This window comes from Skermanella rosea, assembly GCF_016806835.2.
In the GTDB taxonomy this organism is placed as follows: domain Bacteria; phylum Pseudomonadota; class Alphaproteobacteria; order Azospirillales; family Azospirillaceae; genus Skermanella; species Skermanella rosea.
The window spans coordinates 147,141-163,164 of record NZ_CP086114.1 but is presented as its reverse complement, the minus strand read 5'-3'; the positions used below and the strand labels follow the sequence as shown (position 1 = coordinate 163,164).

Annotated in this window: 16 protein-coding genes; 13 read left to right on the top strand and 3 right to left on the bottom strand. The window is 68.2% G+C overall.

The features are described from left to right. Positions 1-23: 23 nt before the first annotated feature. Entirely contained in the window at positions 24-308 is a 285-nt protein-coding gene (locus tag JL101_RS34390; RefSeq protein WP_203100873.1) for a hypothetical protein, read from the bottom strand. A gap of 899 nt (positions 309-1,207) precedes the next feature. Between JL101_RS34390 and JL101_RS34385 the strand changes: the two genes are divergently transcribed. From JL101_RS34385 to JL101_RS34365, 5 genes are all read left to right on the top strand, one after another. Further along, complete coding sequence (locus tag JL101_RS34385) at positions 1,208-1,477, top strand: BrnT family toxin (RefSeq protein ID WP_202685040.1); 270 nt, start codon at positions 1,208-1,210, stop codon at positions 1,475-1,477. A gap of 31 nt (positions 1,478-1,508) precedes the next feature. Next, positions 1,509-1,751 (top strand): helix-turn-helix domain-containing protein, encoded by a 243-nt coding sequence (locus tag JL101_RS34380; RefSeq protein WP_202685039.1) that lies wholly within the window; start codon positions 1,509-1,511, stop codon positions 1,749-1,751. A 677-nt stretch (positions 1,752-2,428) separates the two neighbouring features. Then, positions 2,429-2,743, top strand: coding sequence for a helix-turn-helix transcriptional regulator (locus JL101_RS34375; RefSeq protein WP_203100875.1), 315 nt, complete (start codon positions 2,429-2,431; stop codon positions 2,741-2,743). Then, positions 2,740-2,958, top strand: a complete 219-nt coding sequence (locus JL101_RS34370) for a HipA N-terminal domain-containing protein (protein WP_203100877.1) — start codon at positions 2,740-2,742, stop codon at positions 2,956-2,958. The genes JL101_RS34375 and JL101_RS34370 overlap by 4 nt, the downstream gene beginning before the upstream one ends. Before the next feature lie 441 nt (positions 2,959-3,399). Beyond that, the gene (locus JL101_RS34365) at positions 3,400-5,160 is read left to right on the top strand and encodes an alpha-glucosidase family protein (RefSeq protein ID WP_203100879.1); all 1,761 of its coding nucleotides are present in this window, start codon (positions 3,400-3,402) and stop codon (positions 5,158-5,160) included. On the opposite strand, the gene JL101_RS34360 is transcribed toward JL101_RS34365, so the two are convergent. Further along, the gene (locus JL101_RS34360; protein WP_228435677.1) at positions 5,055-6,119 is read right to left on the bottom strand and encodes a LacI family DNA-binding transcriptional regulator; all 1,065 of its coding nucleotides are present in this window, start codon (positions 6,117-6,119) and stop codon (positions 5,055-5,057) included. The genes JL101_RS34365 and JL101_RS34360 overlap by 106 nt on opposite strands. Before the next feature lie 250 nt (positions 6,120-6,369). On the opposite strand from JL101_RS34360, the gene JL101_RS34355 reads away from it, so the two are divergent. The 7 genes from JL101_RS34355 (at position 6,370) to JL101_RS34325 (ending at position 13,621) form a co-directional block, all read left to right on the top strand. Beyond that, entirely contained in the window at positions 6,370-7,356 is a 987-nt protein-coding gene (locus tag JL101_RS34355) for an ABC transporter substrate-binding protein (RefSeq protein WP_203100883.1), read from the top strand. A 113-nt stretch (positions 7,357-7,469) separates the two neighbouring features. Next, on the top strand, positions 7,470-9,002 hold the full coding sequence (locus tag JL101_RS34350) for a sugar ABC transporter ATP-binding protein (RefSeq protein WP_203101059.1): 1,533 nt from the start codon (positions 7,470-7,472) through the stop codon (positions 9,000-9,002). 7 nt (positions 9,003-9,009) lie between these two features. Then, complete coding sequence (locus JL101_RS34345; protein WP_407697472.1) at positions 9,010-9,999, top strand: ABC transporter permease; 990 nt, start codon at positions 9,010-9,012, stop codon at positions 9,997-9,999. Beyond that, complete coding sequence (locus tag JL101_RS34340; RefSeq protein WP_203100887.1) at positions 9,996-11,000, top strand: ABC transporter permease; 1,005 nt, start codon at positions 9,996-9,998, stop codon at positions 10,998-11,000. Before JL101_RS34345 ends, JL101_RS34340 begins: the two co-directional genes overlap by 4 nt. 37 nt (positions 11,001-11,037) lie before the next feature. Beyond that, the gene (locus JL101_RS34335; RefSeq protein ID WP_203100889.1) at positions 11,038-11,838 is read left to right on the top strand and encodes a phytanoyl-CoA dioxygenase family protein; all 801 of its coding nucleotides are present in this window, start codon (positions 11,038-11,040) and stop codon (positions 11,836-11,838) included. 132 nt (positions 11,839-11,970) lie between these two features. After that, the gene (locus JL101_RS34330) at positions 11,971-12,846 is read left to right on the top strand and encodes a nucleotidyltransferase family protein (RefSeq protein WP_203100891.1); all 876 of its coding nucleotides are present in this window, start codon (positions 11,971-11,973) and stop codon (positions 12,844-12,846) included. 37 nt (positions 12,847-12,883) lie between these two features. Further along, entirely contained in the window at positions 12,884-13,621 is a 738-nt protein-coding gene (locus JL101_RS34325) for a metallophosphoesterase family protein (RefSeq protein ID WP_407697470.1), read from the top strand. 6 nt (positions 13,622-13,627) lie between these two features. On the opposite strand, the gene JL101_RS34320 is transcribed toward JL101_RS34325, so the two are convergent. Next, a complete protein-coding gene (locus tag JL101_RS34320; protein WP_203101063.1) occupies positions 13,628-14,611 on the bottom strand; it encodes a purine-nucleoside phosphorylase in 984 nt (327 codons plus the stop codon). 254 nt (positions 14,612-14,865) lie between these two features. On the opposite strand from JL101_RS34320, the gene JL101_RS34315 reads away from it, so the two are divergent. Beyond that, positions 14,866-16,020 (top strand): SDR family oxidoreductase, encoded by a 1,155-nt coding sequence (locus JL101_RS34315; RefSeq protein WP_203100900.1) that lies wholly within the window; start codon positions 14,866-14,868, stop codon positions 16,018-16,020. Positions 16,021-16,024: the final 4 nt, after the last annotated feature.

Sequence of the window (16,024 nt, the reverse complement as noted above, 5' to 3'; positions counted from 1 at the left end):
GTCCCCTCGCCCAGAGCAGGCCGCTATTGCAGACGGGGCGCCGGGGCGCCGCCCGCCGCGACCATGGCGCGGAAAATGGCGCGCGTGCGCTCCGCGTCGATGCCGGAAACCGCCATGCCGGCGGCCACCATGGCGTCGGTCGGCTCCACTTCGGTCAGCGTCACGCCGAAATCCCTCAACTGGCCGAGGATGTCGAGAGCCTGGGTCATCGCCGAGGATGGCACCGAGGAAGGTGCGGGAGACGGCAAGGAGAATGGAATCGCGGACGGGTCGCCCCGTTCCCCGTCGCGGGAATCGTCGTCGTTCATGTCGGATCGCGCCTTCATGTCGGGTCTGGATCGGATCGGGCAGCGACTTCAGGCAGCCAAAGCCCCTGCTCCGGAAAGCGCCAAGCGCTCGCCGAAAACCGGCCCTTCTGCCGTATCGCGGTCCTGTTTCAGCAGTGGTCCGGGCTCAGACTCCGGCGCAGGCGACGACGGGTGTTCCCGCCGCCGCAGCGGTCGAAACCACTGCGGCGGCGGAGAACAAAGATTGGCGCAACAGCGCGCCGGTTGTGCTAAACGTGACATCAGCCATCGGTGTGGTCCTTAAGCAGTAGCATCGGTGGTCAGGTCGAGCTGGGGAATTGCCGTTCTCTGGCTCGACCGCCCGGCGGGTACCTGGGCATGGTGACTCTGCGACGAGAGCGCGTCGCGTGTCAACGCGTATGAACGATGGTTGCGATTTTGGCGCGCACATGCTTTTCGTATTTCGGTCGCTATCCGTTTCCCTCGATGCGGGCAGGACAGAGTTCCTTTACGAAGATCCGCTACACTCCCCCGGCGCATCGGCGCGGGATCTTTGCATCGTGAATCAGGAACCAGGACACCATGACAGATGCTGACATCCGCGGCCCTGCCCCACCCCGCTCCGTCAACACGGTCCCACCGGTATAGCACCCCACTCGCACGGGCCGTGATGACACCACCGTCACGAATGTAGACGTTTGCGGCTGTGCGGGGAGGGGGACTCCTCACTCGCTGCCAAGGAAGACGGATATGGACCAGGACGACGACGGAACTTGATGATTCAAAGGCGCGCAATGCGGAAAAGCCAGCGGCAACCATCAAGGCTCAGGCCGAAATCACTTCTCCCATTCTGCTAGCTTCCCTTGCGGGGTATACCGGAATCCGGTACATTAAAGATGTTCAAATGCCGGATTTGATTAATGAACTTCGATCCCGCCAAGAATGCGGCCAACATCGCCAACCATGGGCTGGATCTGTCGTTCGGCGACCGGGTGATGGCCGACGGCCAAGCGCTCCACGCCTTGGATGACAGCATGAACTACGATGAAGAACGCTGGAACGTACTGGGTATGGTCGCTGGCGTAGTGTATCACCTCACATACACGGATCGGGTCGAGGGCTTCCGGTACATTTCGTTGCGTTGCGCAACCAGACGTGAAACGGACCACTACTTCAGGCAAGCGCGATGACGCGCCTCCCAAACCGAGTGGAAGGACCCCCATGACAGACGAAATGACTGAAGAGATGCTGGCTCGGATGCGTCCGATGCCGATCGCCAAGCGAGCCCGCGCGGTCACCGGCCTGACACAAGCCGCCTTCTGCGAGCGCTACGGGATACCTCTGACTTGCCAGCGCGACTGGGAGCAGGGACGCAGCGTCCCACCGGATGCGTCGGCATCCTATCTGACCGCAATCCTGAACGACCCCGTCGCTGTTGCCGCCGCATTCAACAAGGCCGCCTGATCGTCGGATGGCGATCCGGTCTCCTTGCATGAGGATGGCGGGCAACCACAGGGCGCTTCGACGGCCTGGATGCGGCTTCTCCGGGGCTGTGCCCGATTGAAGGACGTATGCCGGCACCCTGTTCGCAGGATATTATTCCTTTACGAAGATCCGCTACACTCCCGCCGGCGTCTCGACGCGGGATCTTTGCATCGTGAATCAGAAAGCAGCGCCGTCATGACATATGCTGACATCGGCGGCCTTATCCATGCCACGGCATAGCCGCGCATCGGGGCTCCCGCCGGCCGCGCCGCCGGGTCCGCCCATGCCGGAAGACCATGACGTTTGTTGACGTCCGTGGCCCTGCCCCACCCCGTCAACACGCTCCCCGATCCGCATCATGATGACCGCCCCATCACGAATGCTGACATTCGGGAGATAAACGCCATCCTCCGCGCCGTCGGATCGGACCTGATGAATACAAGTTCGGCAGCCAGCATGTGGTCATGCGGCCGAAAGCCGGAACAAGGTCGCGGCCGGGTAGTGGCCTCTCCAGATGGCTTCCTGATCGTCCCGAGCGGGAAGATCCGGGTTCCGGACCTTTCCGAGCCGGGCATTTCTTACCGTTCGGGAAGAAACCGCCTTGATCCGGGAGAGATACGGCATCATCTTCCCGCTCGGGAAGAACGGGGAACGTCATGGACTTCATCGACACGCCGGGCCGCTTCGGCAGCCTCGTCCGCTCGCGACGGCAAGCCCTCGGCATGACCCAGCGCGACCTCGCGCTGGCGGTCAATGTCGGCGAGCGGTTCATCGTCGATCTGGAAAGCGGCAAGCCGACGTGCCAGCTCGGCAAGGCCCTAGCCGTCGCCAAGGGCCTCGGCATCCGGCTGACCCACCAGACGGCGGGTCATGGACCCATGGCCGACACCGCCGCGGTTCCGTCCGCCGACACGCTGCCCGGACCCGGCGACGCCTACCCGGACCTCCCCGACCTGGGAGACGAGGCGTGAGCACGCTTCCCGTCTATTACGAGCATCTCGTCGTCGGCGAGATCACGCTCGCCGGGGAGGGGCCTGCCTTCGCCTACGACCCCCGATGGCCGAAGACGCGGGGGGCGTTCCCGGTATCGCTCGGGATGCCGCTCGGCGGGGGAGCCTTCGGCCCGGAGGCCCTGGTGAATGCGAATATCGGCGCATACACGCGCCTGCCACTTCGTACCCAATAGATCTCTTCCGGCGCAGACAGGATACTATTCCTTTAAGATATTCTGCTAAGGTCTCCCGGCGCTTCGGCGCGGGATCTTTGCACCGTGAATCGAACAGCCGCGCCGTCATGACCTATGCTGACATCTGCGGCCAGCCCAGTGGTTCTCATGGCCCGGAGTATCGTAGGTCGGCCTTCGCCCGTCAGGGCGAACGCCGACACCCGGCATCGACGTTCCGGCCACGCTGTCGGCGTCGGCCTTCGGCCGAGGCCGACCTACGGCGAACCGACCGAAGCAAACCAGCCAGGACAGCGTGCGAAGACACTCGGCCGGGAGCAACGAAGTGCCGAGGGTCCCCGGACGAACATCACAGGCATGACACCGTCACCGCCCCCCGCCCTGCTCTTCCAACGCGAAAACACCTCCGACCCGCCCGCGGACGGAGAGAAAGGCTGACGTTTCATGACATCAAGGACGCCCTTCCCCTCCCCTACCCCGTCCCGGATCGCCGGCAACGACCCGGACTGGTGGCGCGGCGCCGTCATCTACGAGATCTATCCGCGCTCCTTCCAGGATTCCGACGGCGACGGCATCGGCGACCTGCGCGGAATCACCAGCCGCCTGCCCTATGTGGCGGACCTGGGCGTGGACGCCGTCTGGCTGGCGCCGTTCTTCACCTCGCCGCAGAAGGATTTCGGGTACGACATCTCCGACTACTGCGACATCGACCCGGCCTACGGCACCCTGGCCGACTTCGACGCCCTGATCGCGGAGGCGCACCGGCTGGGCCTCAAGGTCATGATCGACCAGGTGCTCAGCCACTCCTCCGACCGCCATCCCTGGTTCGTCGAAAGCCGGTCCAGCCGCGACAGTGCCAAGGCCGACTGGTACGTCTGGGCCGATCCCCGGCCGGACGGCGGCCCGCCCAACAACTGGCTGTCGGTGTTCGGCGGCAGTTCCTGGCAGTGGGATTCGCGCCGGCGCCAATATTACCTGCACAATTTCCTGACCGAGCAGCCCGACCTCAACTTCCACAACGAGGAAGTGGTCGAAGCCCTGCTCAACACGGTCAAGTTCTGGCTCGACCGGGGGGTGGACGGCTTCCGGCTGGACACCACCAACTTCTATTTCCACGACGCCGAGCTGCGGTCCAACCCGCCCGACCCCGACGTGCCCGACCATAAGCGGATCGAGGCGTACCACTGGCAGGACCACCGCTACGACAAGAACCGGCCGGAGGTGCCGGGCTTCCTCCGGCGGCTGCGGGCGCTGCTCGACCTCTATCCCGGCTCGGCCACGGTCGGGGAGATCGGCCAGGGGCCGCGCTCGCTGGAGCTGATGGCGCTCTATACCGGCGGCGGCGACAAGCTGCACATGGCCTACACCTTCGACTTCCTCGGCGCCGCCTTCTCGGCCGGGCATTTCCGTTCCCACGTCGCCCGGTTCGAGGAGGTCGCCGCCGACGGCTGGCCGTGCTGGGCCTTCTCCAACCATGACGTGGTCCGCCACCTCAGCCGCTGGCGCGGGCACGCCCGGGACGACCGCAAGCTGGCATCCCTGGCCGCCGCGATCCTGCTGTCCCTGCGCGGCTCGGTCTGCCTTTACCAGGGCGAGGAGTTGGGCCTGCACGAGGCGGAACTGGCCTACGAGGACCTGGTTGACCCCTACGGCCTGCGGCTATGGCCGGAGTTCAAGGGCCGCGACGGCTGCCGCACGCCGATGGTCTGGGACGGCGCCTCGCCGACCGGCGGCTTCACCGAGGGCAAGCCCTGGCTTCCGGTCTCCGCGGCGCACTTGGCCCGCGCCGTCGATCGCCAGCGGGCCGACGACACGTCCGTGCTGTCGGAATACCGCCGCCTGCTCCGCTTCCGGCGCGACAATCCGGCGCTGGTCAAGGGAAGCATCACCTTCGTGGAGAACGCCGCCCCGGAGCCCGGCGAGACGCTGGCCTTCGTCCGGCGCCACGGGGATTCGGCGATCCTCTGCCTCTTCAACCTGTCCGCCGATCCGGCGGAGTTCCGCGCCGGCGCCGACCTCTCCGGCGTGATCGGGACCGGCCGGGACCGCATCCCCCTCGAAGGCCACCAGGCCCTGTTCCTGCATATCGGACCCGGAGGTCAGGCGCTCCCGCCGGCCGGCACCGGTGCCGGCCTGACCGCCTCTTCCTCGACCGGAGACCGCACCGAGCCGCGCTCGACCAGCGGGCAGTCCAGCTTGACCTGAAGGAGCCGCGAGGCATGGCCGTGGATCACGTCGGAAATCAGGTGCTCCACCGCCCAGCGGCCCATCTCGTAGTTGGGCAGCAGCACGGTGGTCAGCGGCGGGCGGGTATGCTGGGCCATCTCCTGGTCGTCATAGCCCATCACCGCCACGTCGCGCGGGATCTGCAAGCCCAGGTCCCGCAGCGCCTCCAGGCAGCCCACGGCCATCAGGTCGTTGGCGCAGAAGATCGCGGTGGGCGGCCGGGGCTCCGCCATCAGCGAGCGGGTCTGCTCGTACCCGCTGGTCGGCGCCCAGTCGCCGTCCCGGACCAGCGCCGGGTCGAACGGCAGGTCGGCGGTGGCAAGCGCCTGCCGGTATCCCTTGAAACGGTCGCGCGCCGCGTCCATCCAGGGCTCGCCGTTGATGAAGCCGATCCGGGTATGGCCGGCCTGGATCAGCCGGGCCGTCGCGGTGTGCCCCCCGGTCACCTCCCCCGGCACCACCGACGGGAACGCCCGGTCCGCGGCGTAGCAGTTCAGCAGGACGGCCGGCACGTCCGCCATCACGGCGGGCACGGCGACCTTGCGGGTGAAGATGGTGGAATAGACGATCCCGACCAGGGCCGGGTTGGCGACCAGGGAGCGGATCGTCGCCTCCTCCAGCTCCGCGTTGCCCCGGGTGGTCGAGACGGCGAGCACGCAGCCATGCTCCCACGCCGCGTCGCGGGCGCCGTCGATGGTCACGGCGGGATGGACGCTGGTCGAGATCTCGTCCACCAGGTAGCCGATCAGGTTCCGCGTCACCGGCCCGGTCACTGGCGGCGGCTCCTGGCGGCGCGGCTCGAACTGGTAGCCGATCTGGCGCACCGCCTCCCACACGCGGCGGCGCGTCGCCTCGGAGATGCGGGCGCCGGTCATGTTGTTGAGCACGAGCGAGACGCTCGACTGCGAGACCCCGGCCGCCTTGGCCACGTCGGTCATCGTCGGCCGCCGCCTGTCTTGCCGTTCCGCCACCTTCAGCCCTCCGTCACCCGATGCTCCTGCTGATTATTACCACTCCTGAACAGATTGCAATAATAAGGGTTTATCGGGTTTCGATGGGTGCAGCGCAGCAATCGAACAGCGGTGTTGACTGATAATATTAGCTATGAGAGCATCCGGCCGTACTCCCCAGCCGGGGACGACCAAAGGCGGCATCAAGCCGCCGGACAGGGATCGGAGGAGACGTTCGATGCTCAAGCTAGACAGGCGCGGCTTGACCATGGGCCTGATGCTCATGGCGACGGCGATGGCCGGAACGGCGGCGATGGCGGCCGACGGCCTGCCCCCCATGAAGCAGAAGGACAGCTACAAGGTCGGCTTCGCCCAGACCGAGAGCAACAACCCCTGGCGCATCGCCCAGACCGAGAGCATGCAGTCCGAGGCCAAGAAGCAGGGCTGGCAGCTGGTCTATACCGACGCCGCCGGGTCGGCCGCCAAGCAGGTCGCCGACGTGGACAGCATGATCGCCCAGGGCGTCGACCTGATCTTCCTGGCGCCTCGCGAGGAGAAGCCGCTGATCCCCGCCGTGATGAAGGCCAAGCGCGCCGGCATCCCGGTGATCCTGCTGGACCGCCGCGTCGATGACAGCGTCGCCAAAGCGGGCCGCGACTACGTCACCTTCATCGGCTCCGACTTCATCGACCAGGGCCGCCGGGCCGGCGAATGGCTGGTCAAGTCCACCGGCGGCAACGCCAAGATCATCGAGCTCCAGGGCACCGTCGGCTCGTCGCCGGCCAACGACCGCCATAAGGGCTTCGCCGACGCGATCGCCAAGGCCCCCGGCATGCAGATCGTCGCGGCGCAGAGCGGCGACTTCGCCCGCGACAAGGGCCGCCAGGTGATGGAAACCCTGCTCCAGGCCCATCCGGAAGCCACCGCCGTCTATGCCCACAACGACGAAATGGCGATGGGCGCCCTCGCGGCGCTCGAAGCGGCGGGCCGCAAGCCCGGCCAGGACATCACCGTGGTCTCGATCGACGGCACCCGCGACGCCCTCCAGGCGATCGTGGACGGCAAGATCGGCGCCGTGGTGGAGAGCAACCCGCGCTTCGGCCCCAACGCCTTCGAGACCGCCAAGCGCTACGCCGCCGGCGAGAAGATCGACACCTGGATCAAGGTGCCGGACAATTTCTACGACAAGTCCAACGCCGCCCAGTCGGTGTCCTCGGCCTACTGACCCGGGGCCGGGCGGGACCTTGGCCGGTCCCGCCCCACCCCACCCAGACCGAACCGCCAGATTTTCCGCATTCCGCGAGGCAGACCGTGGCTGACGCAGCGCCCCTTCTGTCGATGCAGGGCATCGACAAGAGCTTCGCCGGCATACCCGCGCTCAGCGCCGCCAACCTCACCGTCGGCCGCGCCGAGGTTCATGCCCTGATCGGCCAGAACGGCGCCGGCAAGTCCACCCTGATCAAGATCCTGACGGGAGCCTACCGGCGCGACGCTGGCATCATCCTGTTCGACGGGGCCGCCATCGACCCCTCCTCGCCGCAGGACGCCCAACGTACCGGCATCAGCACGATCTACCAGGAAATCAACCTGGTGCCCTACCGCTCCGTCGCCGAGAACGTGTTCCTGGGGCGCGAGCCGCGCCGCTTCGGCCTGATCGACTGGCGCCGCATCCACCGGGAGACCGAGACCCTGCTGGCCCGGTTCGGCATCGACGTGGATGTCCGCCGGCCCCTGGGAAGCTTCAACATCGCGATCCAGCAGATGGTCGCCATCGCCCGCGCCGTGTCGTTCGACGCCAAGCTGGTGGTGATGGACGAGCCGACCTCCTCCCTTGACGACCAGGAGGTGGAGGTGCTGTTCGACGTGATCCGCAACCTGAAGCGGGGTGGCGTCTCCGTCGTGTTCGTCAGCCACCGCCTGGACGAGCTGTACGCGGTCTGCGACCGGGTGACAGTGATGCGCGACGGCCGGACCGTGGCCGAAAGCCCCATGGCCGACCTGGGCAAGCTGGACCTGGTCGCCGCCATGCTGGGCCGCCGCCTGTCGGACGTGGCCGCCGGCGGGGCGACCGGCTTCGCCGCGGGCAAGGAGCACCGGGGCCGCGAGCCGGTCGTCGGGGTCGACCGCCTCCGCCAGGGCCGCCGCGTCCAGGATGCCAGCGTCGAGGTCAGGGCCGGCGAGATCGTCGGGCTGGCCGGGCTGCTGGGCTCGGGCCGCACCGAGGTCGCCCGCGTCCTGTTCGGCGCCGACCCGGCCGATGGCGGGGATATCAGGCTGAACGGGCGGATCACCGGCTTCCGCGGTCCCGGCGACGCGATCCGGGCCGGCATCGGCTTCTGCTCGGAAGACCGCAAGACCGAGGGCATCATCCCCGACATGTCGGTCCGCGAGAACCTGACCCTGGCGCTGCTGCCCGAGATCTCCCGCGCCGGCATCGTGGACACCGCGAAACAGCGCGAGGTGGTGGACCGCTTCATCAAGAGGCTGGGCGTCAAGTGCGCCTCGCCCGACCAAAAGATCCGGGAGCTGTCGGGCGGCAACCAGCAGAAGGTCCTGCTCGCCCGCTGGATGTGCATGAACCCCAAGGCCCTGCTGCTGGACGAGCCGACCCGCGGGATCGACGTCGGCGCCAAGGCGGAGATCCAGGCGCTGATCCAGGAACTGGCCGACCAGGGCCTGGGCGTCCTGATGATCTCCTCCGAGATCGAGGAGCTGGTCGAGGGCGCCGACCGCGTCGTGGTGATGCGCGACGGCCGCAACGTCGCCGAACTCCACGGCGACGACATCAGCGAACCCGCCGTCATGCACGCCATGGCCCACGGGCACGGGGACGGCCACGGGGATGGTGGAAAGCAGGTGTCCCGTGGCTGATACCGCGATCCACCGCGCCGCCGCCCGGCCGTCCGGCCGCCGGATCGGCGACCTGGCCCGGACCTGGGGGGCGCCGCTGGCGCTGGTGGCCCTGCTGCTGTTCAACGCCGCGGTCACGCCCAACTTCCTGACCTGGCAGACCTTCTTCGTGAACCTGACCCAGGTCGCGACCATCGTGATCGTGGCGACCGGCATGACGCTGGTGATCGCGACCGGCGGGATCGACCTGTCCGTCGGCTCGCTGATGGCGATCGCCGGCGCGCTCGCCCCGCTGATCTTCGGCGGCAGCCTGTTCGGCCCGCTGGACCCGGCGCTGGGCGTGACCCTGGCGATCGTCGTGCCGATCCTGGTGGCCGGCTGCTTCGGGCTGTTCAACGGCTTCCTGGTCACGAGCTTCGGCATCCAGCCGATCATCGCGACGCTGGTGCTGTTCATCGCCGGGCGCGGCATCGCCCAGGTCATGACCAACGGCAACCTCCAGACCTTCTCCAACCCGTCCTTCCAGTGGATCGGGCTGGGCCGGGTGTTCGGCATGCCGGTCCAGGCGGTCCTGATGCTGGTGATCGTGCTGGCCGTCGCCTGGATGCTGCGCGCGACGATCTTCGGCCGCCACGTGCTGGCGACCGGCGGCAACGAGCCGGCGGCCCGGCTGGCCGGCGTTCCGGTCAACCGGGTCAAGCTGGCGGTCTACGCCGTCAGCGGCCTGCTCTCCGGCCTCGCCGGGCTGATCGTGATCGCGATCAACGCCTCGTCCGACGCCAACCTGATCGGGCTGGGCATGGAGCTGGACGCCATCGCGGCGGTGGCGGTCGGCGGAACCCTGCTGACCGGCGGCCGGGCCACGGTGGTCGGGACCCTGCTGGGCGCCCTGATCATCCAGCTCGTCCGCTACACCCTGCTCGCCAACGGCGTGCCCGACGCCGCGGCCCTGGTGGTCAAGGCCGCCATCATCCTGCTGGCCGTCTGGCTCCAGCGTCCGGGAGGGACCGCCCGATGACGACCGACACCGCCGCGCCGCGCCGGCCGGCGCCCCCGAGCCTCGCCGCCCGCGCCGGGGCCGCCCTCAGCCGCCAGGGCGTGCTGATAGCATTGGTCCTGCTGATCCTGTTCGGCGCCCTGCGCTACGACAATTTCCTCGGCGAATACAACGTGCTGAGCGTTCTCCGCTACAACTCCATGTTCGCGCTGATAGCGCTCGGCATGTGCTTCGTGATCATGACCGGCGGAATCGACCTCTCGGTCGGCGCGGTCGCCGCCATGGCCAGCGTGGTATCGGCCCTGCTGAGCCCGCAGGGGCTGCTGCCGGCCCTGCTGGGCGGCGTGGCGGCCGGCGCCGCGGTCGGCCTGATCAACGGGCTGGTGATCGCCAAGCTGAGGATCCTGCCCTTCATCACGACGCTCGCCACGCTGCTGGCGGCTCAGGGCACCGGGCTGCTGCTGGCCGGGAACCAGTCGGTCTCGGTCTCGTGGGACGGGCTGTTCGTGGAGCTGGGCCAGGGCGACCTGTTCGGCCTGCCGATCCCGGCGCTGATCGCCGCGGCGGCCTACGTGCTGGGCTCGCTGGCGCTGAACTACACCGGCTTCGGCCGCCACACGCTGGCGGTCGGCGGCAACGAGGAGGCGGCCCGGCTGATGGGCCTGCCGGTCGAGCGGATCACGATCGCGGTCTATACCCTGTCGGGCGCGCTGGCCGGGCTGGCCGGCGTGATCCTGGCGTCCCAGTTCGGCGCCGGGCAGCCGACCGAGGGGGCCGGCTGGGAGCTGTTCGCCATCGCCGCCGTCGTGGTCGGCGGAACCCTGCTGACCGGCGGCGTCGGGTCGGTCGGGGCGACCCTGTCGGGCGTCCTGCTGCTCGGCCTGATCTTCAACATCCTGAACTTCGAGAACGGCCGCGGCGTGATCAGCCTGAGCGCCTACTGGCAATCGGTCATCCGCGGCGCCTTCCTGCTGGTCGTCGTCATCCTGCAAAGCAGGCTGACCCGCCGGCGGACCCCGTGACCATCGCAATCTTCACCGTCTTATTGGAGCACGCACCATGACCGGCCGTTACGACTCCGCCACCCTGGACACCCTCGCCGAGAACGCCAAGCGGGACAGCTACGTCGTCCTGAAGGACCATCTGCCGAAGGACACCCTGCGGGCGTGGGCCGATGCCTTCCAGCCGCTGCTCAAGAACCACATGGAGCGGGAAGGCCACCTTCAGAACCGCGGCTCCGGCCGGTTCTACGTCACCTTGCCGTTCGACACCCCGTTCGCCGATCCCGCGATCTTCGAGGACGACGACATCCTGGGCATCGTCGAGCGGCTGGTCGGCCGCGAGCCGGTGATGTGCCAGCTCGCCACCGACACGCCGATCCGCGGGTCCGATTTCCAGGAGATCCACCGGGACACGCCGTCCCTGTTCCCGGAGCTGTCCTACGAGACGCCGATGTACCAACTCGCGGTGAACTTCCCGCTGTGCGATGTCACCCCGGAGAACGGCCCGATCGAGATCGCCAAGGGCACCCACATGATGCCCCGCGACGAGGCCCTGGCGAAGGTGGACTCCGGCGAGATCCCGCTGGAGCAGGTCTGCATGAAGCTGGGCGACGTGATGATCCGCGACGTCCGCCACCTGCACCGCGGCACGCCCAACACCACCGACACCCCGCGTCCGATGGTGGTGATCGGCTACAGCCGCCGCTGGCTGTTCCGGCCGGAAGTGTCGATCAAGGTGCCGCGCGCCGTCCATGAGCGCCTGTCCGACCGCGCCCGCCATCTGCTGCGCTTCAACCAGGTGGTGGAGAGCCTGGACCAGGTCGAGCAGGGCGAGAAGTACCAGGCCTTCGCGTTCTGACGCCCCGCCCGGGCGGGAGCCGGCAGGGTCGCCGGCTCCCGCGGCATCGCGGAACTTCCTGCCCCGAAGGCTATTGATCCCTGGAACAGGCGCGTCGCCTGACCAGTCAGGAACCTCGATAGACCCAGGGTGATGGAACAGCCTCTCACGCAACCCCAACCTTTGCCCCCGCCCGACACCGCGCCGGCGGGCCGGCATCACGGCGGCACCTCCTACGCGGTGCTGACCGGGGAAGCCCTGCCGCCCACCGGCGGCGTCGAACAGGAGGAGGCCGACCGGTTCTACACCGACAGCCTGAACATCCTGCGCGACAGCGGCATCCCGTTCCTGGTCGCCGGGACCTTCGCCGTGAACTGCTATACCGGCATCAACCGGGCGACCAAGGACCTGGACATCTTCTGCAAGCCGGGCGATTTCCCCCGCATCCTGCTGCATTTCAAGGACCACGGCTTCGAGACCGAGATCCACGACGAGCGCTGGCTCGCCAAGGTGAAGCGCGGGAATTGCTTCTTCGACGTGATCTTCAGCTCGGCGGTCGCGGTCGTCACCATCACGGACCAGTGGTTCAACGAGAGCCACCCGGCGGAGCTGTACGGCGTGCCGGTCCAGCTCACCCCGCCGACCGAGATGATCTGGTCGAAGGCCCTGCTGCAGAACCGCAACCGCTACGACGGCGCCGACATCGCCCACATGATCCTCCGCCAGGGCGACCGGATCGACTGGCACCGGCTGCTGTCGCACATGGAGCAGTACTGGGAAGTGCTACTGATCCACGTGCTGAACTTCCGCTTCATCTATCCGTCCGAGCGCGACCGGGTGCCCCGCTGGCTGATGGACGAGTTGCTGCAGCGCGCCCGGATGCACGCCGACCTGCCGGTTCCCCTGACCCGGGTCTGCCGCGGGCGGCTGTTCTCCCCGGAGGATTACCGGGTGGACGTGATGGAGTGGGGCTTCGCCGACCTAGTCGGCGCCGCCATCCCGGCGCCGGACGAGGGCCGCACCGGTTGAGGCCGGCCCGGTTGAGACCGTCGAGGAAGAAGGATCCATGATGGCAGAAGAAGTGCGGACCGGCGAAAGTCTTCGCGTCGCCGCGATCGGCGACATCCACGTCTCCGCCACCGCGAAGGGACATTGGCGCGACCTGTTCGGGGAGATCTCGGGAGTGGCCGACGTGTTGTGCCTGTGCGGCGACCTGACCAACATCGGCACCGCGCAGGAGGCCGAGGCGCTGGCCGGGGAACTGGGCTCCTGCTCCATCCCGATGCTGGCGGTGCTGGGCAACCACGACCACCAGTGCGGAAGCCCCGGGGATGTCGAGCGGGTGCTGTGCGACGCCGGGGTCAAGTTCCTGGAGAACGAGGTCCACGAGATCAAGGGCGTCGGGTTCGCCGGCGTGAAGGGATTCGGCGGGGGCTTCGACGGCAAGATGCTGGACGCGTTCGGCGAGTCCCCGATCAAGGCCTTCGTCCAGGAGGCGGTCGAGCAGTCCATGCGCCTGGAGCACGCCTTGAAGTCGCTGGAGACCCGGCGCTCCGTCGTCGTGCTGCATTACGCGCCCATCGCCGAGACCGTGGCCGGCGAGCCGGAACAGATCTTCCCCTTCCTGGGGTCGTCCCGCCTCGCCGAGACGATCGACCGGTTCGACACGATCCGGGCCGTCTTCCACGGCCACGCCCACCACGGCACGTACCAGGGCAAGACCCGCCGGGGAACGCCCGTCTTCAACGTCGCGGCCCAGATCCCCAAGCCGACAGGCAAGCCCTATGCCCTGATCGAGGTGTGAGGCCCGCTACTTGACGGGTGCCGGCACGCCGGACTGCCAGCGGTCCCAATGGGCGACGATGTGGTCGGCCATCCGGGTTCCGACCAGGGCGATGTTCTCGACCGTCTCGGCGAAGCCGCCCGCGGTCTGGCCCGGCGCCGGGTCGAGATGCTGGAGAGTGGTTTCGTCGGGGTTGCCCTGGTCGTAATTGACCGCGCCGCGAAGGCTCATCACGCGCTCGTCCCCTTGAAGGCGCTTGATCACCAGCGTGATCGCGGCGGCCTCCATCTCGGTGATCACGTAATCGTCGGCGCCGTAGAGCTTGGCGATGTACTGCGCCTGCTCCGACATGCCGGGGCCGTGGAAGAAGGTGTCGCCGGTCATGTGGGTCCCGGTGCCGACGAACGGCGCGCGCCGGGCGGTTTCCTGGGGATAGCGCAGGCGATAGGCGCGGGCGGATTCCGAATCCTTCAGGGGCGTATCGGCGGTCAGGCGCATCGCCCATTGCACCAGGTCGGGATTCAGCTTGAACAGCCGCAGCGCCTCGTAGCCCTTGCGCGGCATGAAGGTCGGAGCGCCCGGCTCGCCCTCCTCCGGCGCCCAGCGATGGCCGAGGTCATAGTCCACCAGCCAGGTGGCCCAGTTCACCGCGCCGATGGTCCCGCGCGACGGCGGCGTGCCGGCCACGCCCGACAGGATGAAATAGGACTGGGACAGGTCCAGCTGCGGGTTGAGCAGGATGGCCTGCATCGACGCAGAGGAACTGACCTTGCCCATCCCGAGGACCGAACCGCAGACCCCGTCGGCATTGCAATGGACCGGGTTGAGGGCTCCCTTGACGGCGATCGGCTGGCTGTCCTTCCAGTAGCGCTCGTACCAGTGCTGGAACTCCCCCGCCCTGTCGCCGGTGTTTTGGCCGATCTCGAACATCGCCGCGACGAACACCTTGACCTTCACGGGCTCTTCGGCCCGCAGGGGCGACGACGCTCCGGCTGTCATGAGGCCCGCCATGAGCAGGGTGGAAAGGGCGATGCCCAGGCGCAGGGCTCGGTGTCGCATTTCGTACTCCTTGATATGGAAATGGCCGGGGATCGGCGTCCCCGGCCGGGATGGCATAGTTTCCCGATACGCCGCCCAAGACAAGGACGGTCCACTCCCGCCCGATTCCTTGGCGGAGGGGCTCTCCCGAAGACTTTTTCCGGCCCGTTCGTGATTGGCGGCCGCGGCCTCTGTTGTGGCGCAGGTACGCAAGAGAGGACAGCGCCATGCCAGAGCACCTGAACAATGCCGTGGTCGTGATCACGGGAGCTTCCAGCGGGATCGGCCGCGCTGCCGCCCACGCCTTCGCCCGGCGCGGCGCCCGGGTGGTCGTGGCCGCGCGGCGGGAGAACCTGCTGCGCGAGGTGGTCGGCGAATGCGAAAGGCTCGGCGCGGAGGCGCTCGCCGTGCCGACCGACGTGACCGACCCGGACGCCGTGGAGCGGCTGGCCAACGCGGCCGAGGACCGGTTCGGGCGTATCGACGTCTGGATCAACAATGCGGGCGTGACGGCGCTGGGCCGTTTCGACGACGTGCCGCCCGAAATCTTCCGGCAAGTGATCGAGACCAACCTGTTCGGCTACGCGAACGGGGCGGCGACCGCGCTGCGCCGGTTCCACCTCCGCCGGGCGGGCGTGCTGATCAACAACGCCTCCATGAACGCCTACGTGGCCGAGCCCTTCGCGAGCGCCTATGTCGCCAGCAAGTTCGCCGTCCGCGGACTGGCGGACTGCCTGCGCGAGGAATGGCTGGACGAGCCCGGCATCCATATCTGCACGGTGCTGCCCGCGGTCATCGACACGCCGCTGTTCCAGCACGCGGCCAATTACGAGGGACGCGCCCCGCGGGCCATGCCGCCGGTCTATGCGCCGGAACGGGTCGCAGAAAGCTTCGTCGAGCTGGCGGAACGGCCGCGGCGGGAGATGTTCGTCGGGAACAGCGGGCGCATGCTCGCCCTGCAGAACGCCCTGGCGCCGAGCATGACGGAGCGGATGATGGCCCGCATGGTGGATCGGATGCATTTCTACCAGGACCGGCTGGCGGTCGTGACCCGCGGCAACCTGTTCGAGCCGATGGCGGACGGGCATCGGGTCGATGGCGGCTGGCGTGCCTCCTCCCGGCGCGGGACGGGCGGTTCCCTGGCCTGGGGCCTCGGCGGCCTGGCGCTCGGCATCGGCGCCGCCGTGCTGGCCAGTTCGGCCGTGCGGTCGGGCGCCCGCCGGCACGCCACCGCCGAACGCCGGAGTCCCAACCCGGTACGGCCGGCCGGTCCCGAGGCGATGCGCGACCGGGACTGGCGCCCCTGGGACAAGGTGGACGAGGCGTCGGACGAATCCTTCCCGGCCAGCGATCCGCCGTCCTACTACCCGATCCGGGCGTGATCCC